This window comes from Clostridium sp. UBA1056, assembly GCA_002316385.1.
Taxonomy (GTDB): domain Bacteria; phylum Bacillota; class Clostridia; order Clostridiales; family Clostridiaceae; genus Clostridium_J.
Genome location: DCDL01000006.1, coordinates 79,074 through 100,785 on the forward strand (window position 1 = coordinate 79,074; position 21,712 = coordinate 100,785).

A 21,712-nucleotide genomic window follows, 5' to 3' on the forward strand; every position below is an offset into this window, starting at 1 on the left:
CTCCAATCTGTTTAACAGTGTTCTTTGATCTGTTCTTTATTTTCATATACCTAAAGTATAATGAGGCAACCTTTCTTCAAGCTGAAAATAACCTTACGTCAACCTTAAATCGTAGGAATAGGAAGAATATAATGGGTGAAATGAGAAATAATAATGTATAATTATTGTGGGTGATTTTATATGGATTATATTAAAAATAAAAAACTGCTCATCGTGGAGGATGAGCGTGAAATAAGAAATATGGTAGAGGGATTCTTGCGTAAAGAAGGATTTGCGCGTATTTATCAAGCCTCTAATTGTGCAGAGGCAATGGAGGTTTTTCAATCTGTAAAACCTGATATAGCAATTTTGGATGTGATGTTACCTGATGGAGACGGCTTTTCTCTTCTGTCATCCTTGCGTCAAATATCAAATATGCCCGTCCTTTTTTTATCAGCAAGAGGTGAGGATGAGGATCGTCTATTAGGCCTTGGACTTGGTGCAGATGATTACATTGTAAAACCATTTTTGCCACGGGAACTAGTTCTTCGTATAACGGCAATATTGCGACGGGTTTATTCACAGCCTAAGAGAGAACAACGTCCAGTCTTCAACTTGGGGAATCGCATTATTGATCTTGAAAGTGGTATCGCTCGGAATGGTAGCGACGAATATTCTTTGACAGCAAAAGAACATGCATTGCTTTCTAAGCTTTATGAAAATCGAAATCGAATCGTAACCAGTGACGCTCTTTGTCAGGCCGCATGGGGAGATGATTATTATGGATATGAAAACACACTTATGGTGCACATTCGTCGTATCCGGGAAAAGATCGAAGGAAATCCTTCCAATCCGGAATATCTACAGACCATACGAGGGTTAGGATATAAGTTGATGGTAAAGGAGGAGTAAAGATGGAAGGCACAGTACGCATCTTAAAACGCTTTATTAGTGCAACCATGATAATTTCTGTTTTTATACTAATTTTAAACTTTATACTGTTAGGTATCTGGGTATTCAAAGGTATGAATGAGGGAAACTCTCCAGCTGCTGTTGCTCAAACCGTGGCAGAAGGCTTGCATGGTTCATCTAATACCTATTCTTTGGATTCCTCGTCAGAAAAATTACTGAAGCAGAATCATGCATGGGCAATGCTCATTGACAATACAGGAGATGTAGCATGGAATTATATGCTTCCCAACGAACTTCCCAAAACATATTCATTAACCGATGCTGCTAAGTTTACCCGAAGCTACTTGATGGATTATCCCGTTTTTGTATGGGAACATGATGAAGGATTGGTAGTTGTGGGGTATCCGAAAAAAACCTTGGCAAAATATCAATATATCCTTCCAATAAGCTTAGCTTCTTCTTTGCCGGTAAGGATTACTTCTTTACTCATTGGAAATATTGCGCTGGCATTACTTTTATCACTTTTCATAGGCTACAGGTTAATCCACTCCATCCGTCCGCTAATCCAAGGAATACAAGACCTTGCTGAGGATAGAGAAACATTTGTAGATCCAAAAGGAATCTTAGCTAACCTTGCACAAAGCGTGAACCGCACTTCAGATTTATTAAGGCAAAGAAATGATAGTTTGAAAAGCAGGGATGAAGCCCGTTCCAACTGGATTGCTGGTATTTCACACGATATACGAACCCCTCTTTCTATGGTGCTTGGCTATGCAAGTGATCTGGAGGAAAATAGGGATATTCCAACAGAACAAAGGAGAGAAGCGGGTATTATAAGGCAGCAGGCAGAAAACCTGCGCTCCCTTGTAAGCGACTTAAACCTTGTTTCAATGCTAGAATATGAAATGCAGCCCATAAACAAAAAACCGATCCGGCTATCAGCATTGGCAAGACAAATTGCATCGGAATTTTTAAATAATGGATTAGATGAAGGGTTCATGCTGGAAGTAGAGATTTCGGATGAAAGCGCTCAAGTAAGTGGTGATGAACGTTTACTGACCCGGGCCATTACTAATTTGATACAAAACAGCATTAATCATAATCCTGAGGGATGTCGGATACAATTGCAAACATCCTTTGATGCAAACAATAAGACCTATAGTTTCATCGTAGCTGATAATGGTAAGGGGATTTCTCAAAATGAACTTCCTGATCTATTAGAACTGCCCTTTTCTTCTAAAAGAAAGCGCCCCCGCCAGAATGGGCATGGTTTAGGTGTACCAATGGTTGCAAGAATTGCAAAGGCACATGAAGGACGTTTGATTTTATCAAGTGATATAGGAAAAGGGTTTAAAGCAGAAATTGAGTTACCTTCAATAAAGTTTTATTAAGAGATGGCTTACAATGTTATAAAAATGCACCTTAATGCTTCAATTTTGATAATCAAAATGGTTGAACAAAGAAAAGATGGATATAGCTATGGATTATGGTACAATAATAGAAAATGGAATATTTAATATTATTTGCTTTGGTGAAAGGAGTCAATCATGAGGGTGCATAGATGTAATAGCTTAGACATTAAATTAGTAATTGAAGCAATTACAAAAGTAAAAGGAGAAGAAGATGATGTAATATTAGATGAAATTGCCATTAATAAATTTCTTGCTAATGAAAATAACTATTTTTTAGTTGCTATAGAGAACCAATGCGTTGTTGGATATGCAATGGCATATTGTCAAAACAGAGTGGATATGACAAGAGATATGATGTGCTTATACGAAATTGGAGTATTAAAAAAATTGAGGCGACAGGGTATTGGACGAGTATTAATCAATGAACTAATAGAAATATGTCATAATATAAATGCTATAAAAATGTGGATACCAACCAACAAACATAACATTTCTTAAATAAATATTTTAATTATATTGAGAATTGTTAAAAAAGGGGGAATGTATATGGATATTAAGAAAAGAGTGTTGAATTTTTGGGAAGATGTTATTGAACAAAACCCTATAAAACTTCAAACATATTTTGAGACAAATGCAATAATTAATTGGCATAATACTAATGAAAGTTTTACTACAGAAGAATATATAATAGCAAATTGTGAATACCCTGGTAAGTGGTGCGGAGAGGTTGAGAAACTTGAAATTGTAGATGATTTGGCTATTTCAGTTACAAGAGTGTGGCTTTTAGATAATAGTGTATCTGTTCACGCTACTTCATTTATTAGGTTTTGTGGAGAAAAGATAATAAGCATGGATGAATATTGGGGTGATGATGGAATTGCTCCTCAATGGAGACAAGATAAGAAAATTGGAAAACCAATAAAATAATTGAACGTAATTATATTAGTTTATTGTACAATATTAAAATTATACTGATTAAACTATAAAGCTAGATATAATTATATATAATAAATATATGATAAAAATTAAGGGAGGTCAGAATAGAAATATGATTAGTTCTTTGTATAAATCAATGCCACTATTAATATCTATGGCATTAAGCATAATTATTTATTTTAATATTGATAAAAAAGATAAATTCACTAAAAAAATTAGTTCATATATCACTATTAAGCAAGAGTGGAAAGCCTGTTTTTGTGTCTGTTGTGTATTTTTAGTTATGCTTATTATTGGTATTTTAAGGATATATGTAATTTCTATTCCAGATTTTATATATTCTGCATTAAATGGAATTATTGTAGGAGTTGGTACAAGCATAGCAATTAAGATATCTCCTAAGAGTATTAGATAGTATAATTAGACACTCTCGTTAAATAAGGTAGTCCAAATGTAAAAATGGACTATCTTATTTTAATATTATAAATCAACATTTTAATCTAACAGAGCCTAAGGCACTATCAAATAAATAATAGATCAGTTTTCTCGCCTATTTGCCACGAATACTGCGTCGTTAAAATCCTATCATAGCGCAACTATGACAGGATTTTAACTCCTTGCCTCGTGACAAATATACTTCGAATCTTTGGTCTATTATTTATTTTCACGTGCCTAAGAAAAAATAGCAAGCATACACTTTCTGATTTGTCTTAACATCGAACTATATTGCTTTATTTCTGATAGAAACCTAATTTGTAAAACTCATACCATTCCTCAATTTTTTCTACAGGCTTAACATTCAAATACAACATAATTTTTCTAGCGAATTCTAAAGAAGCCGTACCATTTGCAGTGATGATAGCAGAATCACAAACTGCTTGTTTTTCAATAAAATTGCTGTCGCCCTTGTAGTGTGGTGCTTGTGACTTCATATACTCCAACGAATTGCCTGAATGTCTGATATTATCCAAGTATCCGTTCTCTGCCATAAAATTAGTGGCATTACAGATTGATGCTACTAGAATATGATGCTTGATGGCATACTCTACCACAGGTTGAATGGCATTGTTTTTCTGTTCCATCCAAGCGTGACCACCAATCAAAAGCAACATCTCGAATTTTTGGGGGTAATCACTTACAGTATAATCAGGAATGATTCGAAAACCTCCCATAGAGATTTTAGGTTCTTTGTCTAGACTTAAAGTTTTTACAATATAATCTGTTTCTGATCCATTGAGTTCTGAACAAATATAAGCACTTTCCCAATCTGCATATCCATCAAAAATAAACACAAGTATTTCTTTTTTCATTGTAACACTTCCTTTCTTAAGTATTGTACAACGAAAAAGATGACACCTATATGTCATCTTTGTAGAGTTCATTTATTCTTTTTATTCTGGTTTTTATTGCTTCTTTTAGTTCAAGGGGTGCTATAACTTTAACTTTGTCTTGCAGACTGAAAACTAAATTAGTAACCCACTCTAAGGTAGAAGCAGAAAATATAATCTGACTCTTTTCTTCTCCACTGTTTATCCTATGAAAAAATTTAGCATCTATCTTATCTGTTAAAAAGAATTCATTAGTAACATCATATTCTAGTACAACTTCGAACAATGATGTTGGGTCTTGTGAAGAAAATAAATCAGTACCAAAATCTTTTCTAAAATCTATTTTTTCAACTGACTTACAACTGAAACTTGCATCCATAATTTTATAAGTAACAATTCGATTGACCTTAAACAAGCGGAACTCCTGCTTATCCTCGCAAAAAGCGTATAAATACCAGTATGATTGCTTAAAAACAAGTTTATGAGGTTGAACAATTCTTGCTGAACGTGACCTCTTGGAGATATATTCTAGATAAATACAATTTTGATTTTTAATTGCCTTATGCAAACCGGATACCTTTTCTTGTGTAATGCTGTCTTGAAACCATGAGGACAAATCAATTACATAATCACTTTCTGAAAATACCGTACTTGCTTCTTCTGGAATTAGTTTCGCTATTAGATTTGTTAAATCTGTGTTTTCATTAATACTCATGAGTCCATTAAGTGCAGTAAAAACATTTTTTATATCTTTCTTAGAAAGAATATTACTTTTGAGTTTATATCCGTCAATGACTGATACACCGCCACCAATTCCTGAATATGTAACAATAGGAACTCCCGACTGGTTCAAAGTATCCAAATCTCGAAAAATTGTACGTTTGGAAACTTCAAACCGGTCTGCCAATTCTTGGATTGTAATCCTGTCCATATTGGCAAGGACATTTAAAATTCCTAGTAATCTATCAATCTTCATGATAACACGCTTTCTCCATTTCTAAGTAACAATATAAAATAGTTCTTTCTTCATCTCTCCTTGGTGAATAATATAACATTAGAATTTAGTAGTTTGATTGCTATGAATAATTTTCATTGAAAACTTATTTACATTTTAGTAACAGCATCCTTTAACTTGCTAATACCTTGTTCATAGTCATCAATTCCAGCTAAAATTTTAAATTCATCTTCATTTATAAGGGACTGCAACATATTTTTTCTTATAATTTTCTGACCTTCAGGATTAACCTCTAATTTAATTTTTTCAAAATAAGGATTACTTTCATGTTCATATTTAGTAGTGAGTAATTCTTCAACATAAGTCTTAAACCATAGAGCAGCAACATCATTCTGATTAATTTCCATATATAATTTGCAATAACTGCATGCTGCTGAACCTAACCCTATTTTAAATATTTTCTGCAGTTGAGAATATGCATCTAGGTAAACTATTGCTTTATCATAATTTTGTTCTATCTTTGAAACATTTGCTAATGTAGCAAGCATACCACCACTTTGAATTATATAATATATCAATTTACCACTACAAAGCTCCATAGTCTCCTTATTCTTACCCTGTTTTAGGTAAAGATTTGAATATACAATTGTTGAATCTATAGGGTTCTGTGGTAGTTCTTTAAGTGCTTTTTCAGTTTCTTCATAGTTCTCCATATCCATCTGAATATGTGCAATACTAAAAAGTGCCATTTGAGTATACTTAGGGTCTCTACTATCAACTACCTGCTGCAACAAGGCTAAGGAATATTGACATTTTGATTTTATAAACTCCTCAGAAGGCTCTTTGGCCATGAACAAATACATATAAATTAAACCAGCAACTTCATATTTAAGTTGCATACTATTTGCATACTCATTTAAGTATTGTAAACACTTTGCTTCTCCAGTAGTATAACCATCATGTAAAAATATTTCTATTAATTTCTGTTTAATATTAGCAACATCTGTTTCCGAAAGCTGAGGCTGAAAAGATAGCAAAAAATCAATAGATGTATTTAATGCACGTGCTAATGGAGCTAACAACGAAATATCTGGCGTGGAATTTCCGTTTTCCCATTTGCTTACTGCTCCTGCTGAAACTCCAACCATGGAAGCTAACTGCTCTTGAGTAAGATTTTTTGTCTTTCTTAATTCTAAAATTGTTTTACCAATATTTAATTCATTCAACTTAATACCTCCAATTTTTGCAACTAAAAGGCCCTTTGATAAATCTATTATAAGTTTAATATAACTCTATTAACAATGGAGAGAAAGTTGAGTTTTAGTAAAAAAAACTTGAATGATATTCAACTTTACATTTTCAAGAATTTTTACATAAATATTTCATTGAAATTTATTGCTTAGCGTGGTTTTGACGGAAATGTTAGCAACACCCCATTTATATAATCTGAATAGTTACGTTTGCAGGATATTTTACAATATCTTCCTAAAAAATTAAATTATTGTTATCTAATGGGGGCATTGTGATGAATATATTTACCAACATTCTTTATTTAATTAATACCTTTTATAGATCTCAATCAGAGCTACTGTAGAGTCTATAAACTACAGATTACTCTCATTTCTTTGAATGGATTGCTTATTAGTTATTAGTTTAAATTTAACAAAAATTGGACTTATAATAATTAGTGCTATAATATATGGGAAGTAAACTAAAAATATATTAATACCCCATGATGCTAAAAAATTAGAAAAGAATACAGGCAATACTATTAGAATGTCTAATAATATTCTTGTAAAATAGCTGATCCTATATACACAACCACAATCTTTACAAATTACGTCTTTATATTTAGATGATTTCCAGAGAATTATCAAAATGTCTTTGTATGAAAATACTTCGTTACATTGATAACATTTAATCATTTTCTTCACCCCTCATTGTATCAATAATATTTAGTTCACATTTTTAACTAATTCAGTTACTTAATAAGATAACTATAACTTATTTACCACATTATTACAATAAAGGTTCATCTAATATATCATATGTATATGGTATAATTTAGATGTAATATGTTTCAGAATAGCAAAGCATGCAATAGGGCTAAAGTAGTAGTATCTGGAACTAAGTTATTTCCACTATTTTGAAAAAAATTTAAATAGCGATGCAATGATTTATTGCATTGGTGTTTAATAAGCTTTTTAGAGCCTCATATCTAAGAACTATTAATTTCATAAATCATTCATACTAAATAAATACAACCCTAGTGAAACACATTGCAGTTGCTCCACTAGGGTATAGTAGTTTTTTGAAATATATATTATCTTTTAATTAACATAGTTAGTTTAATTCTAAGGTATTAAACTTAAATTTTAAACTTAGATACTTCTTCATTTAATTGTTCTGCACTTTCCTTGGACTTTTCTGCCTCTTCAACGATTTTATTGGATTTTTCAGTTATATCCGATGCCTTTTGGGCAATATTTGTGGTTCCTTCAGCTCCTTCATTAGAAGCCATTGATACCTGTTCTATTGTCTTTACTACATCTTGAAGTGAAGCTAAAAGTTCCTCGGAAGTGGAGCTAAATTCTAGTACTAAGTTGCTTACAAACTCTGCATCTTTACTATATTCACCTGCCACATCTAGCATTGTATTATAATCACTCTGAACCTCTTCCGATACAAAACTCAATAATTCCTTCGAGCTAGCAGATAAATCATTTACTGAACCAGTAACCTTTTCAGTCATACTTTGTATTTCAATCACTATATTTTTGGATTCTTCTGCAAGTTTTCTTATTTCATCTGCAACTACAGCAAATCCCTTTCCAACTTCTCCAGCTCTTGCTGCCTCAATGGCTGCATTTAATGACAAAAGATTAGTTTGTGAAGATATCTGCATAATCGACTCAGACAGTATGCTGATTTGCTCCACTACTTTTGAATTTTCCATTGCAATTTGCAATTTGCCTTTAGTTTTCGATAATATTTCCATGGATTTCTCTTGTGATTTTATAACATTATCTTTAGTATCCATTGCTCTTTTATTTATTACTTGAGCTTCTATAGCGCCTTCTTGGGCTTTTGTTGCTATAGAGTTAACTGCTCTTTCTATCTCATCCGCTGTTGCATTCATTTCTTGTGCTGATGCTGCAGTTTCTTCCATTCCTGCCGATAACTCTTCTGTAGTTGCGTTGACTTCTTCTATATTTGCGTTTAAATTATTCATATTCTCTGAAATAGTGCTCACCACTGTTTTAATACCACTAGATTCTTTTGTTACATTGCCAATCAAATGTTTTAATGAATTTTGCATTACTTCCATTGCATTTGCAATATCTCCTATTTCATCTTTTCTCTTTATAAATACTATTGAATTATTTATTGTAAAGTCACCAGTAGACATAAGTTTTAAATTATTTGCTATTAAAACTAATGGTCGAGAAATAGACTTTGAAATAATACGTGCAAAAAAATAACCAATAACTAAGGCAATTAAAAATATTGTCCCAAATAACTTTCGTGAAAAACTAAAATCGTTATCATTTTTAGTATTTAAATCATCTGCTAATTTAATATTATACATTGCGATTTCATTTAGGCTCTCATTAAATTTTTCTTTATTATTTTCAACAGCACTAAATTCCTCCATGGCTTCTTTCTGTTTCCCTTCCATGGCTAATTTAGTAGCTGCAGTTCTTCCATCTATGAATTTTTGAAGATTGCTTTCAACAATAGGAATCCTTTCTTTTACATAACTATCATTAGCAATTTGTTTGAAGTTATCCCAGTTTGTATCAAATATTTCTTTCCTAGTTTCAATATCTTTTGATTTTTCATCTTGCTTATTTTTATCGTCTGTATGTAATAGTATGTAATATAAATCTGCCTCTATAGCCCTAGCTTGGTTTCTATTATCATTTAACCATTTGACGCTCAATAAATTTTCTTTATACATTGTTGTTATGTCTTCATTTGCATTTGCAATATAATAATATCCTACCCCACTGATTATACTAATAAGCACTAATGCTAAAACCGATAAAAATATTAGTTTTGACTTTATCTTTAAATTGTTCATATATTGTTCAGCCTCCGCTTTTCAAATTCACCATAATTATATACATCAGTCCTAATTTTGTCAATTTTTTCAAATATTTTTACTAATGTTAATATTGATTATGGTATTTATAAACTGTTATCTCTTGTACTCTACAGGATTAGTGAATTCAATATCCTTAAATATTATCGGCCAATAGGAATTAAAAGTTTAAACTTAAAACAAAAATTATTTTTTAAAAATTAAATATATAATTATAAAGTGTAGTTTTTATCTAGGCGACTTAGTGATAGTCATATCAAGGGTTTAACCTAGTAAGAACATAAGAACATAAGAACATAAAAAGTTAAAAAGTTAAAAGTATTGAAAGTAGGATGTGTAAATGACAAATCAAAAATTAATTTTTAATAATGATGGAACAATTAAAACTATTATCTTATTTAATGAAAAGTTATCTCCTAAAATTTCATTAAATTAAGGAAGATGGCAACCTAGATGTTAGAAAAATCCTTGTAAAGTTCTCAGAGTTTATGAGGCATGAGTACTCTGAGAAAAGAGAGGCTTTCTTAGAGGCTGATGGAAGACTTCTATTTTTAGCTTTCATAAGCCCAATAGTAAATGGAACAGGCTTTGCTTTTAAAGAAGTACAGGGTGGATATGAAAAGAGATTTGATATAGTCATAACTTACAATAAAAAGATGTATATACTAGAGCTGAAAAGGTGGAGTGGAGAATCTTATCATCAAAAGGGATTAATGCAGCTAGGTGAATACTTAGGTCAGCATAACCTTAATGAAGGATATCTTTTAATATTTGACTTTAGAAGGGTAATGGGGAAGCCGGAACAATGAAGGAAACAACAAATTCTATAGGCGACAAAGAAAAAAGAATAGTTGAAGTTTATTGCTAGAGTAAGTTTTTTAATGGAATAATAAGGTCATCAACTTAATCAAGTGAATGGAAAATACAATTTTATAATGATTTATCAAATTAAATATGCTCTTTATTAGATAGTAAAAATTTGAATGATAGAAGTATAGAGAAGTTAAATAAGCTAATTAAAGAAGATAAACCAACAGTAGAATTTTATAAAAGTTCAATATAAGAAAAACTCCTATGTGTAATGTGATTACATATAGGAGTTTTTAAGTTCGGGGAGAATTTAATGATGAAGAAATATTAATTATGTTATTTACAGAAATAATTTCACACTCTTGTAATTATACTATTAATAAAACTGTACCACTTACTTCTGGTACGGTTTTATTAATAGTGGGTAATACATTTTTTAGGGCAAGCAAGTTGGCAAGCTCCACAGTCAACACAAGCAGATTCAGTGATTATTCTCTTTTTATCGTCTACTTGTGTTATACACCCAACAATACACACTCTTTGGCAAGTTCCACAAGCTACACAATCTGATTTATTGATTCTTCTTGGCATAGTTTTCTCCTTGTATTTGAAAAATTATAATGTTTGTTTACAAGAGCTAACTGTAATCTCTAATACTCTTGTAAGAAATGAGTATTTTTCTCTCATCATCTTAAAGTGATCTCCATCTTTTAAAAACTTAGTAGTTCCTTCAAGTAAAAATCCAGTTCCCATATAGTTATATCCCATTACTTCCTTGCTACCAAGAGTTAATTTTACATTATGGTTAGCATTAATATTTTCTTCTGTCTTAATCATAGCAGCTGCAGGAATTAAAATTTTATTGTCCTCTACAATAACTAAATAGCTATTCCATGTATTAGAAACATGAGCCTCATTATTTGAACAAGTTACAATAGAAACTACACCTTCATGATTTAGTACTTCTAAAAAATTTTCTGTAAACATTTTATATTCCTCCTTGAATTATAGATAATACTTATCGTCGACACATAGCATCTATAATTATAATATTACGTTTTTCCGCCATTGTCAATAAATATGTTTTTTGAAAAGTATATATTTGATGCTGTATGAGTATCTTGAATGAAAATAAATAATAAGCTATTATTAAGAAAAGACTGTAATATAATAAAGGAGTATAAATAAGATGAAGTTTTCAGTAGGAGTAGAGTATGCATTACATTGTTTATTATATATGGTAAACTTAGAAGAAGGTAAATCTGTTGGAATAAGGGATTTAGCAACATTTCAAGGTATCTCAGAGACCTATTTATCAAAAGTATATGCAAAATTAAGCAAGTCAGGAATTATAAAATCTATACCAGGTGTAAAAGGTGGTTATGCACTAGCTCGTAGTGCAGAAGAGATAACATTTTGGGATGTTGTTGAAGCAGTAGAAGGAAGTGAACCATTCTTTCAATGTGCGGAAATTAGACAAAATAATATATTATTAGATAAAGATAATTTACCAGATACACATACCAAATGTCCTTGTTTAATAAAGGTAGTAATGTCAGAAGCAGAAAATGAAATGATAAAATATCTAAATAATAAGACATTAGCATGGTTATATAATGAGGTATATAATAAAAAACTTCCAAAAGAAATGGAAAAGGCTACGATTGAATGGTTTAGCAATAGCAGAAAATAATATTCAAATCTACAAAGAATACATTGTCTAATTAGTCAATGTATTTTTACTATGCAATAAATTCTATAAAAGATCATAAAATCTCCACTATATCAACAGAGTTTCAGTGTTGTGCTACAATCATTCCACCGTATCCTGAGAGAAGATATTCGATGAATAGTTATATAGATATCTAAAGAGTGACATGAATATAGGTAATGACAATATAATAAGTAACGCATAATTTTATGTATAGTGTATATTAAGGATATGGATGTGAGGAAATATAGTGAGTAAAATTTAAGTAATAAGTGGAAATAAAGAAAGTTTAGATTCTATAAGATATTTATGGGAAGAGTTAAATGAAACTCACTCGTTTTATGGTTTGGTGACGATATGTTCTGCCAGATGAACTTAATTACTGTTCTTTTATATTCGGAGGAAGTTCATTTTGACGGTGATGTGCTTTTTACATGGTGCAAGAGCAAACGGATAAATGTTGCCAGATGCTGTGGAAATTGATACAGATGGTTATAATTATATATACAAAACTGTGCTTTGCGATAGAAAAAAATGTGATGCAAAATTGCTGCCCATCACTTATCAGGCAATGAATTTATATCTTGGATACCGAGAAGAAAACGGCTATATCATACGCTACATCAAAAACAATCTTAACAAGGAAAATCTAGTAGAAGAACTGCTTACACTGTTTTCTCAGTACGGCCTTGGAGATTCACAATATCAGTGGATGATTGAAGAAATAAAGAAGGAAAAGACCATGTATAATATATGGTCTTTTTAAAAATTATAATGGAAAAATTAAAATTAACAATAGGATATATGAGCAAAGAATTTATAATTATATGAGTTCCCTTATAGAAACCTCAACTAATGTAGGCTCCTATAACCAAAGGAGTGGCTATATAAAGGAAGATGGCAACCTAGATGTTAGAAAAATACTTGTAAAGTTCTTAGAGTTTATGAAGCATGAGTATTCTGAGAAAAGAGGGGCTTTTTTGGAGGCTGATGGAAGACTTCTATTTTTAGCTTTCATAAGTCCAATAATAAATGGAACAGGCTTTGCGTTTAAAGAAGTACAGGGTGGATATGAAAAGAGATTTGATATTGTTATAACATATAACAAAAAGATGTATATCCTAGAGCTAAAAAGGTGGAGTGGAGAATCTTATCATCAAAAGGGATTAATGCAGCTATGTAAATACTTAGAGCAGTATAACCTTAATGAAGGATACCTTCTAATATTTGACTTTAGAAGGGTAAATGGAGAAGCCAGAACAATGAAGGAAACAACAATTTTTATAGGCGACAAAGAAAAAAGAGTAGTTGAAGTTTATTGCTAGAGTAAGTTTTATAATGTAAGTGTATAACTGTTCCAACATGAAAATGTAGGATTTATACATTTCTTTTTTATGTTTTTCTATAAACAGAGTTCTTTGCTTCAGAGGGGATTTTTACTCCCAATTTGAAGAAGATGGGAGTATTAGAGCGGATAGTCATCGGATAAAATACATAAAACTTATCTATATTAAAACCTAGCTTTATGGTAGACCGGAGATATAAATAATCCGATCTACCATAAAGCCAAATCTCCACCTATTAGATTAAATGCATAGGCCTAAAACAAACAGAAGTTTAATATATGATAAAAGTAACAATAAATTCACTATAATAAAAAAGATACATCCACCTTCGATTAGATACTATTTTTATAAATTTATAAAGTTTACTAATATGAGATATATATGAAAACTGTAGAAGTGAGGTGTACTCTATTGATGCAAGTGTAGTAGGCTGATAAAGTAATAGCTAAGAGCGTCTCATAAGACTTGTCTCAAAACTAGGTGATATTTTGCGAAAAATCGGTTATATTCGTGTCAGTTCTGCTAGCCAAACCCCTTATATGAGATTAGAGATATTATCTCACAATTTTTTATAAAAGTTTAATTTTATAAATCGCAAGAAATATCAAAAGAGAGAAATTGATACCTATTATAATTTTATTTAGGAGTGAGATAAATGAATGAATATATACAGCTTATGATTGATTGGATTGAAGAAAATTTAAAAAATGAATTTTCATTAGATGAACTATCTAATTATATGGGATATTCCCCTTATTATTGTTCTTTTAAATTTCACCAAGTAACAGGTATAAGTATTAGGCGCTATATTCTTCTTAGAAGATTGTATTTATCTACGGAAGATTTGGCAAATGAGAGGAAGATAATTGACATTGCATTTGATTACGATTATTCTTCGCAAGAAGCATATAGTAGAGCTTTTAAAACTGTTTTTGGTATAAATCCAAGAGAATTTCAACTTAACAAACTGCCTATTCAATCATTTGTTAAACTTACTATCAATAAAGATGAGGAATGGTGTAAAATGAGTATTTCTAGAAAAATTGAAGTTGAACAGTTACAAAATGAGAAGAGTGAGTTGTTTGACAAAGACGTACTCAACATATTGAATGGTCAGGTCATGTATGAAGAGTTTAAAGATAAAAAACTAATGGGAGATTCTGATTACGTTCCATTTAATGAAGCGATGTGTGTAAACGCGACTAATAAACAAGTCTTTGATAAAGAGTTTATAAAAATACGAGCATTAGGACATCATGGTTCAGTAGAAAATTATATTAAAAAAGTTATTGATCCATTAGACAATCTTTTTAATAAAGAATATAAATGTATAGTTTTATGGTTTGGTGAAGACATGTTTTGTCAAATGAACCTACTTACAATACTTGCCTATCTTGAACAGTCCGGATATGATGGCAAAGTGTTCCTAAATAGCTTCAGAGAGGATGAATTTAAAGTAAGTCAAACTGAACTTAAATTAGGTAACTATTATTCTGTATACAAAGAAGTATTGGTAAATCATGAAAAACCATCAAATGAACTACTTCCAGTAATGTATCAGGCAATAGACATATATTTAGATATGCTAAAAGAAAATAATGCAGTAGTAAAGTATATTTCTAGAAATAAAGGTTTACCAACATCAGAATTAGTTAATAGGTTATTTGATCTTTTCCCAACAATAGGATATGGAGATTCACAATATATAGAGCTTATTAATAGAACTAGATGAAAACAACAATAAAATTAAATTTGATAATGCTAAAAGAACTTTTGATAGATAGAGAGAGTTCAAACAAAGTTGATCCTGACAAAACTTTTAAATTCTGAAGTGTTCCAACTAAAACAGATGATGTTGTGCATGTTAAATCAAGGCTATGTTTTAATATAATGTTAAAAAACTACAGATGGGATTGTCCACCTGTAATGCTTAATATAAGAAAAATGTGACTAATCACTGTATATAATTTACAGACTTTTTTTCACAGGCTCTATGTAGTAGAAAGGAAGAAATAATGCTTTGTCGTGCCTGCATAAATCTCAGTCATCTAATATACCACTATTAATATGTTCCGTTCCCCAATGACTCATTACATCCAAGACTGGCTTCAATGTTTGGCCAAGTTCTGTAAGAGAATATTCAACTTTTGGTGGAACCTCAGGATAAATTTTTCTTCGAATAAGCCCATCGGTCTCCATTTGCCGCAGCTGTTGCGTAAGCATCTTCTGACTTATTCCTTCAATTCCCTTGTTAAGTTCGTTGAATCTTTGAATACCGTTATTCATTAGATTTCTAAGAATAAGCACCTTCCATTTGTGCCCAATCAAGTCAACTGTATGCTCAATAGGACATGATTTATCACATGGCATTTTACTATCTCCTTTACTTATTAAATAATACTTACTTTATAGTTAGTATAGCACAAAATAGTGCCTACTTGCGATAAGAAAGTAAAGATCTTACAATATAATCAAGTTGTAACAGTCTAGTTATTTCAAATGCAGACTACGATTTTTACACAAGATATTTGTGAAGGGAGAAATAATTATATGAATAAAATAAATATAGGGGACATACTTGATTTTGCATCTGAAAGGAGTGCACGCAAAGCTATTTTTAAAGAAGGGCAGCTTGACGTAGGACTTCTGCTTTACGGGCCTAACCAAACGACACCAGATCATAAGCATACGGATATTGATGAGGTTTTTTATGTTATTTCTGGTGAAGGAACCATAACAATAAATAATGAAGAATTCATAATAAGTGAAAAAGACATTATTTTATCTCCCAAGGGAGAAACTCATGGATTTAATAACACCAGCTCATCGAATTGGGTTGTACTGCAAATTAAGATAACCAGTTAATTCGATATTAACCGTGTAATTCAAAAAACTTGGAAGTAATGACTTCTAGTATGGAGGTAGATTAAATGTTTAAACGTATAGACCATGTTGCATTTGCTGTAAAGGATAGACAGAAATCAATTGATTTTTATGAGAAATATTTCGGCTTTAAGAAATATTTTGAACATGATGTTCCGGGCATGCCAGAAATTGAAAAAGTAGTTTATCTTCAATTGGGAGATACTGTTTTAGAATTTGAGCACTGGACAAAAGAAAAGAAAAATAGTGGATTTCATTTTTGTCTTGTTAGCAATAACTTTGATGCTGATTATCAAAGACTTAAGAATGCAGGTGTTCCAGTTGTGACCGAACCTCATATTCCCACTCCAAGAGTGCCGCAAGAAATTGGTTGGAAAAGAGTAGTTTTTAAAGGACCTGATGGTGAACTGATCGAATTTAGAGGTTAATTTGTTAAGCTAATTTCTATGTCCATTAACATTAATATCATCTACTATTTTAAAATTAGGCTCTGTTAGAGCAAATTGTTGATGTATACACACTAAATACAGGTAGTCCAAGTCTGAACTCAAACTTGGACTACCTTTTAATATTAAGGAAGATTGCTTACAATTGAATTTTCTTTATATATTCAATTTCATCTTCATTTCTTGAAACTTCTATATAACCAAATTTTTCATATAAATGTTGATTACCTACACTAAATACGGGTGTAGAAAGTTGCCATTGATTAATATCTGGATATGTTTTTTCAATCAATTCCATTACTCTATAACCGTAGCCTTTTCCTTGAAATGATGGCTCTATTACAAAATCCTCAAATCTCATCTTATTATCACCTAAAGGGATAAGAAACAATGCCCCTATAATTTGATTATCTAATTCAATTTTATAAGCAATAAAGTTTTCGATAATATAAATTTGAGACTCCACCTCATTATATCCTTGAGGGCCTCCATTCCTTCCTAAATAAGTATTAATTTCTTTATTGTATGCTTTTATTTTTATGTCAGTAATTAGCTGAGAATCATCAATGTTTGCATTCTTTATCTCTGACAATACCCATGCTCCTTCCAAACAAAAAGATTATATTAGTAATCCTAATTTCATGATATGCGTCATCTCATATGAATATTATACCATAACTGTATTTATTAACAAAATTGAGTTAAGTAAATGTGGCTATTAGTATCTTTATAACTTTTAATCCTTGTATCTACAGAAGGGATTGTACTATGTATTAAGATATTTACCTAAAAATTATTTTTGAGAAGTTAAGTATATATATTTGTAAAAATATAGTTTTACTCGAGAAGGCTTAGTATTAGTTATATCAAGTGTTCAAATTGGGTGGAATATAGGAAGTGTGGAAACTAAGAAGTTCGAAATGGGAAAAATGGCAAATCAAAAGTTAATTTTTAGTAATGATGGAACAATTAAAACTATTATCTTATTTCAAGACAAATAGCTGATAACCACTCATTAGATTATGGATTAGGCGACATCTATAAACTTGATGAATGAGGAGGGAATAGTAGTTCTATGCAAAATTTAATAGAATTTAGAATATGATATGAGGAACTGTACCATAAGTGATGCTCTAAATCTTTGGTTTAGTTAGCAGAACTTAAGTAAGAGTCCAAATCTTTGATTTGGTTACTCGAGCTTACTCATTTGAACGCATGTGAGAAGAAGTTTCCTTTACTAAAGCGAATGTGAATCGACTTTCCTAAGGAAATGAAGGTTATAAACAACCAATGCAAAACAATAGATAATATATAGTAAATCTTATTATATTAAAACATATATGGGAATATATTTCATTAATATGGATTCCGTGATACAATTTGATTGTAAGTAATATTTTTTATGGTGAAGTATAAATTAAATGGGGGGGTAGATGATATGGATACGTATAAAGTTCTTGAGATTAAGCAAAGTGTTTTCGAAGACAACGATAGGCAAGCGGATTTGCTTAGGAAAGAGCTAAAGAAAGAAAAGACTTTTTTATTGAATTTAATGTCATCACCAGGTTCAGGTAAAACAACAACTGTTTTAAGAACAATTGAAACTTTGAAAGATGAAATGAGTATTGGGGTTTTAGAAGCAGATATTGATTCAGATGTAGATGCTAATACTGTTTCAAAGACAGGTGCAAAAGTAATCCAATTGCACACAGGTGGAATGTGTCATCTTGATGCAGATATGACCAAACAAGGGTTAACTGGATTGGGTACAGAAGGCGTTGATTTTGTCATCTTAGAAAATGTAGGAAACTTAGTATGTCCAGCAGAATTTGATACTGGTGCATCAAAAAATGCCATGATTTTAAGTATACCAGAGGGAGATGACAAACCTTTAAAATACCCTTTGATGTTTTCCATTGTCGATGTTTTATTAATTAATAAAATAGATGCCATAGATTATTTTGATTTTAATTTAGAGGCAGTAAAAGAGCGTGTAAAAAAATTGAATCCTAATATCAAGGTTATCCCAATCTCTGCTAGAAATGGTGAGGGAATCGATGAATGGGCTAACTGGATACGTAGGGAAGTAAAAAATTGGAGTGAAAAATAGGCGAGAAAACTGATCTATTATTTATTTGAGAGAGACGTAATTAGGGGGAATACATATGGTAAAAGAAAAAGTATTAGAGCTTGCAAATCATATAAGTAAAATAAAACCTGGTTCAAAAAATGAAATAAAGCCGAAAGACCCAGAATATAAAATTTTGGAGCCAGTTGTTACAACAGAAATGGCAGAGGTGGGGCTTTGTCTTGAATTCCGTAAAAAGAAGACTGCAGAAGAGGTTGCAGCTTCATGTGGAAAATCTGTAGAGGAAACAGCAAAAATACTATGGGATTTAGCTGTTGCGGGTGTTTGCTTTGTTAATGAAATAGATGGGGTTGATAAGTACTGGTTTGATATTTGGGTTCCAGGACAAATGGAAATGATAGTTAATCATCCTGATAGAGATAGTGTTAAAAATTATAAGCAAATTGCAGAGGCTTTTGAGGCATACGGAAGAAAAAAAGCTCCTATTACAGCGGGTGTTTTTCCAGTAGGAACAGGTACTATGCGTGTTATACCAATAGAAACAGCTATTGAAGGAGAAACTAGAAGAGCTTCATATGAAGAAATTTCTAAATATCTTAATGAAAATACTGTATTCTCTGTTTCTGATTGTTCTTGCCGTACATCAAGAGAAGCTATGGGCGAAGGCTGTGGACACTTAAAAGAAGATATGTGTATTCAGCTTGGACATGCGGCAGAATACTATATACGTACAGGCCGAGGTCGAGCAATTACCCGTGAAGAAGCTTTTGAAATCATTAAAAGAGCCGAAGAAAACGGTTTAATGCATCAAATACCAAATGCAGATGGTCCAGGCCATACTCATGCTATCTGTAACTGTTGTGGTTGTTCATGTTACGCTACAAGACTTGCTGGTATGTTTGGAAACAATGATTTTGTGCGTTCGAATTATGTTTCAAAAGTAGATAAAGACAAATGTGTTGCGTGTGGAGAATGTGTTCAAGTTTGTCCAGTTAATGCATTAAAATTAGGACAAAAATTATGTACTAAAACACCAATTTCTGAAAAGAAGAGAGAAGACTTTGCTCATAATACAGAGTGGGGAGAAGATAAGTGGAATGTGGATCATCGTACTAATAGAGAAAATGTTGTTGAAACTGGTACAAGTCCATGTAAAACATACTGTCCAGCCCATATTTCTGTTCAAGGTTATATAAAACTGGCTTCTCAAGGAAGATATAAAGATGCACTTGAACTTATAAAAAATGAAAATCCATTCCCAGCAGTATGTGGACGTATATGTCCAAGAAAATGCGAATCTGCATGTACTAGAGGGGAAATTGATGAAGCAGTTGCTGTAGATGAAATCAAAAAGTTTATTGCTGAGCAAGATTTAAAGATGGAACATCGTTTCGTGCCAAAGAAAAGACATGAATATGGTAAAAAGATAGCAATTGTAGGTGGTGGACCTTCAGGTTTATCTTGTGCCTATTACTTAGCTATTGATGGTTATAAGGTAACTGTATTTGAAAAGCAAAAAGCACTTGGTGGTATGTTAACACTTGGAATTCCATCTTATAGATTAGAAAAAGATGTAATAAATGCAGAAATAGAAGTTTTAAGAGAATTAGGTGTTGAATTTAAGACTGGTGTTGAAGTAGGAAAAGATGTAAGTCTTAAGGATTTAAGACGTGAAGGCTATGAAGCATTCTATCTAGCAATAGGTGCACAAGCTGGAAGAAACCTTGGTATAGAAGGTGAAGAGGCAGAAGGTGTTATGACTGGAGTTGATTTCTTACGTGAAGTTAACTTAGGAAATGACATTAAGCTAGGTGGAGAAGTTGTTGTAATCGGTGGTGGTAACGTTGCCATTGACGTTGCAAGAACAGCTACAAGAGTTGGAGCATCTAAAACTTCTATGTTCTGTCTTGAATCAAGAAAAGAAATGCCTGCTTTAGATGAAGAAATTGATGAAGCTTTAGCAGAAGAGATAGAAATCAATAATTCTTGGGGACCAAAGAGAATTCTAATTGAAAATGGCAAGGTAATTGGAATTGAGTTTAAGAAGTGTATTTCTGTTTTTGATGAAAATAAAAGGTTCAATCCAAAATTTGATGAAAATGAAGTTAAAGTTGTTAAGGCAAGCCATATTTTAATTTCAGTAGGTCAAGGAATGGACTGGGGTAATTTATTAGAAGATAGCAAAGTAGAATTAAATCCAAACAAGACAATTAAAGCAGATTCATTTACATTACAAACTGGAGAACTAGATATATTTGCAGGTGGAGATGCCTTAACTGGACCTAAATTTGCTATAGATGCTATTGCCTTAGGTAAAGAAGCTGCAATATCAATCCATCGTTTTGTTCATCCGGGACAAAGCTTAGTTTTTGGTCGTGATAGAAGAGCGTATCATGCATTTGACAAAGCTAACTTAGTTTTGGATGGTTATGATAATATTAAGAGAAATAGAATAGCTCATGTAGATGGAGCTAAATCAAAAGAAACATTTAGAGATTTACGTCCTACCTTTACTGAAGAGCAAATGAAGAAGGAAACAGAGCGTTGCCTTGGATGTGGTGCTACAACAGTAGATGAATATACTTGTATAGGATGTGGTGCATGTACAACTAGATGTAAGTTTGATGCTATTACACTTTATAGAAAATATGATGCACAAAGTGTACCACTTGAAAAACTTAAACCTATAATTGTTAAAAATATAATTAAGCGTAAAATCGTAATTAATGCTAGAAAAGTTAAGAAGATGATTAAAGGAAATTCTTAATTATTTATTTGATAATGCCTAAAGGTAAGATAG

21 protein-coding genes and 2 pseudogenes are annotated in these 21,712 nt (G+C 31.6%); 14 read left to right on the plus strand and 9 right to left on the minus strand.

Features of this window, described 5'->3' with window-relative positions:
- Window positions 1-180: 180 nt before the first annotated feature.
- The 5 genes from B3W71_RS02950 (at window position 181) to B3W71_RS02970 (ending at window position 3,654) form a co-directional block, all read left to right on the plus strand.
- Window positions 181-891, plus strand: a complete 711-nt coding sequence (locus tag B3W71_RS02950) for a response regulator transcription factor (RefSeq protein WP_346887451.1) — start codon at window positions 181-183, stop codon at window positions 889-891.
- 2 nt (window positions 892-893) lie between these two features.
- Window positions 894-2,282 (plus strand): HAMP domain-containing sensor histidine kinase, encoded by a 1,389-nt coding sequence (locus B3W71_RS02955; RefSeq protein ID WP_346887452.1) that lies wholly within the window; start codon window positions 894-896, stop codon window positions 2,280-2,282.
- Window positions 2,283-2,438: 156 nt separating this feature from the next.
- The gene (locus tag B3W71_RS02960) at window positions 2,439-2,801 is read left to right on the plus strand and encodes a GNAT family N-acetyltransferase (RefSeq protein WP_346887453.1); all 363 of its coding nucleotides are present in this window, start codon (window positions 2,439-2,441) and stop codon (window positions 2,799-2,801) included.
- Window positions 2,802-2,849: 48 nt separating this feature from the next.
- Window positions 2,850-3,230, plus strand: coding sequence for a nuclear transport factor 2 family protein (locus tag B3W71_RS02965; protein WP_346887454.1), 381 nt, complete (start codon window positions 2,850-2,852; stop codon window positions 3,228-3,230).
- Between the two features lie 121 nt (window positions 3,231-3,351).
- Entirely contained in the window at window positions 3,352-3,654 is a 303-nt protein-coding gene (locus tag B3W71_RS02970; protein ID WP_346887455.1) for a hypothetical protein, read from the plus strand.
- 316 nt (window positions 3,655-3,970) lie between these two features.
- Here B3W71_RS02970 and B3W71_RS02975 read toward each other — a convergent pair whose 3' ends face one another.
- From B3W71_RS02975 to B3W71_RS02995, 5 genes are all read right to left on the minus strand, one after another.
- On the minus strand, window positions 3,971-4,549 hold the full coding sequence (locus B3W71_RS02975) for a type 1 glutamine amidotransferase family protein (protein ID WP_346887456.1): 579 nt from the start codon (window positions 4,547-4,549) through the stop codon (window positions 3,971-3,973).
- Window positions 4,550-4,595: 46 nt separating this feature from the next.
- The gene (locus B3W71_RS02980) at window positions 4,596-5,543 is read right to left on the minus strand and encodes a YafY family protein (protein WP_346887457.1); all 948 of its coding nucleotides are present in this window, start codon (window positions 5,541-5,543) and stop codon (window positions 4,596-4,598) included.
- A 128-nt stretch (window positions 5,544-5,671) separates the two neighbouring features.
- On the minus strand, window positions 5,672-6,748 hold the full coding sequence (locus B3W71_RS02985; protein WP_346887458.1) for a helix-turn-helix domain-containing protein: 1,077 nt from the start codon (window positions 6,746-6,748) through the stop codon (window positions 5,672-5,674).
- A 378-nt stretch (window positions 6,749-7,126) separates the two neighbouring features.
- Window positions 7,127-7,447, minus strand: coding sequence for a TIGR04104 family putative zinc finger protein (locus tag B3W71_RS02990; protein ID WP_346887459.1), 321 nt, complete (start codon window positions 7,445-7,447; stop codon window positions 7,127-7,129).
- Between the two features lie 443 nt (window positions 7,448-7,890).
- On the minus strand, window positions 7,891-9,606 hold the full coding sequence (locus B3W71_RS02995) for a methyl-accepting chemotaxis protein (RefSeq protein WP_346887460.1): 1,716 nt from the start codon (window positions 9,604-9,606) through the stop codon (window positions 7,891-7,893).
- A 452-nt stretch (window positions 9,607-10,058) separates the two neighbouring features.
- On the opposite strand from B3W71_RS02995, the pseudogene B3W71_RS03000 reads away from it, so the two are divergent.
- Window positions 10,059-10,495: pseudogene (locus B3W71_RS03000) on the plus strand (AAA family ATPase); the annotation flags it as partial.
- Between the two features lie 356 nt (window positions 10,496-10,851).
- On the opposite strand, the gene B3W71_RS03005 reads toward B3W71_RS03000, so the two are convergent.
- Both B3W71_RS03005 and B3W71_RS03010 read right to left on the minus strand, forming a co-directional pair.
- Window positions 10,852-11,028, minus strand: a complete 177-nt coding sequence (locus tag B3W71_RS03005; protein WP_346887461.1) for an ATP-binding protein — start codon at window positions 11,026-11,028, stop codon at window positions 10,852-10,854.
- Window positions 11,029-11,052: 24 nt separating this feature from the next.
- Window positions 11,053-11,424 (minus strand): pyridoxamine 5'-phosphate oxidase family protein, encoded by a 372-nt coding sequence (locus tag B3W71_RS03010; protein ID WP_346887462.1) that lies wholly within the window; start codon window positions 11,422-11,424, stop codon window positions 11,053-11,055.
- 202 nt (window positions 11,425-11,626) lie between these two features.
- On the opposite strand from B3W71_RS03010, the gene B3W71_RS03015 reads away from it, so the two are divergent.
- The 4 genes and pseudogenes from B3W71_RS03015 (at window position 11,627) to B3W71_RS03030 (ending at window position 15,226) form a co-directional block, all read left to right on the plus strand.
- A complete protein-coding gene (locus B3W71_RS03015; RefSeq protein ID WP_346887463.1) occupies window positions 11,627-12,130 on the plus strand; it encodes an Rrf2 family transcriptional regulator in 504 nt (167 codons plus the stop codon).
- A 475-nt stretch (window positions 12,131-12,605) separates the two neighbouring features.
- Window positions 12,606-12,914, plus strand: a complete 309-nt coding sequence (locus B3W71_RS03020) for a hypothetical protein (protein ID WP_346887464.1) — start codon at window positions 12,606-12,608, stop codon at window positions 12,912-12,914.
- Window positions 12,895-13,473 (plus strand): annotated as a pseudogene (locus B3W71_RS03025) (AAA family ATPase); the annotation flags it as partial. The gene B3W71_RS03020 and the pseudogene B3W71_RS03025, both read left to right, overlap by 20 nt.
- Before the next feature lie 676 nt (window positions 13,474-14,149).
- Entirely contained in the window at window positions 14,150-15,226 is a 1,077-nt protein-coding gene (locus B3W71_RS03030) for an AraC family transcriptional regulator (RefSeq protein ID WP_346887465.1), read from the plus strand.
- Between the two features lie 308 nt (window positions 15,227-15,534).
- Here B3W71_RS03030 and B3W71_RS03035 read toward each other — a convergent pair whose 3' ends face one another.
- Complete coding sequence (locus tag B3W71_RS03035; protein WP_346887466.1) at window positions 15,535-15,864, minus strand: helix-turn-helix domain-containing protein; 330 nt, start codon at window positions 15,862-15,864, stop codon at window positions 15,535-15,537.
- A 180-nt stretch (window positions 15,865-16,044) separates the two neighbouring features.
- On the opposite strand from B3W71_RS03035, the gene B3W71_RS03040 reads away from it, so the two are divergent.
- Window positions 16,045-16,359 (plus strand): cupin domain-containing protein, encoded by a 315-nt coding sequence (locus B3W71_RS03040; RefSeq protein ID WP_346887467.1) that lies wholly within the window; start codon window positions 16,045-16,047, stop codon window positions 16,357-16,359.
- A gap of 65 nt (window positions 16,360-16,424) precedes the next feature.
- Window positions 16,425-16,805: a VOC family protein gene (locus tag B3W71_RS03045; RefSeq protein WP_346887468.1), complete on the plus strand. Its 381-nt coding sequence runs from the start codon at window positions 16,425-16,427 to the stop codon at window positions 16,803-16,805.
- A 157-nt stretch (window positions 16,806-16,962) separates the two neighbouring features.
- Here B3W71_RS03045 and B3W71_RS03050 read toward each other — a convergent pair whose 3' ends face one another.
- On the minus strand, window positions 16,963-17,415 hold the full coding sequence (locus B3W71_RS03050; RefSeq protein WP_346887469.1) for a GNAT family N-acetyltransferase: 453 nt from the start codon (window positions 17,413-17,415) through the stop codon (window positions 16,963-16,965).
- A gap of 846 nt (window positions 17,416-18,261) precedes the next feature.
- On the opposite strand from B3W71_RS03050, the gene hypB reads away from it, so the two are divergent.
- Together hypB and B3W71_RS03060 are read left to right on the plus strand one after the other, a co-directional pair.
- Window positions 18,262-18,933, plus strand: coding sequence for a hydrogenase nickel incorporation protein HypB (gene hypB, locus B3W71_RS03055; RefSeq protein ID WP_346887470.1), 672 nt, complete (start codon window positions 18,262-18,264; stop codon window positions 18,931-18,933).
- Between the two features lie 55 nt (window positions 18,934-18,988).
- On the plus strand, window positions 18,989-21,679 hold the full coding sequence (locus B3W71_RS03060) for an FAD-dependent oxidoreductase (RefSeq protein WP_346887471.1): 2,691 nt from the start codon (window positions 18,989-18,991) through the stop codon (window positions 21,677-21,679).
- The last annotated feature ends 33 nt before the right edge of the window (window positions 21,680-21,712 follow it).

Bases quoted from the DNA above. Each gene is read 5' to 3' on its own strand.
- B3W71_RS02955 (WP_346887452.1), top strand. From the start codon at position 894: ATGGAAGGCACAGTACGCATCTTAAAACGCTTTATTAGTGCAACCATG.
- B3W71_RS03060 (WP_346887471.1), top strand. From the start codon at position 18,989: ATGGTAAAAGAAAAAGTATTAGAGCTTGCAAATCATATAAGTAAAATA.
- B3W71_RS03030 (WP_346887465.1), top strand. From the start codon at position 14,150: ATGAATGAATATATACAGCTTATGATTGATTGGATTGAAGAAAATTTA.
- hypB (WP_346887470.1), top strand. From the start codon at position 18,262: ATGGATACGTATAAAGTTCTTGAGATTAAGCAAAGTGTTTTCGAAGAC.
- B3W71_RS02995 (WP_346887460.1), bottom strand. From the start codon at position 9,606: ATGAACAATTTAAAGATAAAGTCAAAACTAATATTTTTATCGGTTTTA.
- B3W71_RS02970 (WP_346887455.1), top strand. From the start codon at position 3,352: ATGATTAGTTCTTTGTATAAATCAATGCCACTATTAATATCTATGGCA.
- B3W71_RS02990 (WP_346887459.1), bottom strand. From the start codon at position 7,447: ATGATTAAATGTTATCAATGTAACGAAGTATTTTCATACAAAGACATT.
- B3W71_RS03020 (WP_346887464.1), top strand. From the start codon at position 12,606: ATGTTGCCAGATGCTGTGGAAATTGATACAGATGGTTATAATTATATA.
- B3W71_RS02950 (WP_346887451.1), top strand. From the start codon at position 181: ATGGATTATATTAAAAATAAAAAACTGCTCATCGTGGAGGATGAGCGT.
- B3W71_RS03045 (WP_346887468.1), top strand. From the start codon at position 16,425: ATGTTTAAACGTATAGACCATGTTGCATTTGCTGTAAAGGATAGACAG.
- B3W71_RS03015 (WP_346887463.1), top strand. From the start codon at position 11,627: ATGAAGTTTTCAGTAGGAGTAGAGTATGCATTACATTGTTTATTATAT.
- B3W71_RS03010 (WP_346887462.1), bottom strand. From the start codon at position 11,424: ATGTTTACAGAAAATTTTTTAGAAGTACTAAATCATGAAGGTGTAGTT.
- B3W71_RS02980 (WP_346887457.1), bottom strand. From the start codon at position 5,543: ATGAAGATTGATAGATTACTAGGAATTTTAAATGTCCTTGCCAATATG.
- B3W71_RS03005 (WP_346887461.1), bottom strand. From the start codon at position 11,028: ATGCCAAGAAGAATCAATAAATCAGATTGTGTAGCTTGTGGAACTTGC.
- B3W71_RS02965 (WP_346887454.1), top strand. From the start codon at position 2,850: ATGGATATTAAGAAAAGAGTGTTGAATTTTTGGGAAGATGTTATTGAA.
- B3W71_RS02975 (WP_346887456.1), bottom strand. From the start codon at position 4,549: ATGAAAAAAGAAATACTTGTGTTTATTTTTGATGGATATGCAGATTGG.
- B3W71_RS02960 (WP_346887453.1), top strand. From the start codon at position 2,439: ATGAGGGTGCATAGATGTAATAGCTTAGACATTAAATTAGTAATTGAA.
- B3W71_RS03040 (WP_346887467.1), top strand. From the start codon at position 16,045: ATGAATAAAATAAATATAGGGGACATACTTGATTTTGCATCTGAAAGG.
- B3W71_RS03035 (WP_346887466.1), bottom strand. From the start codon at position 15,864: ATGCCATGTGATAAATCATGTCCTATTGAGCATACAGTTGACTTGATT.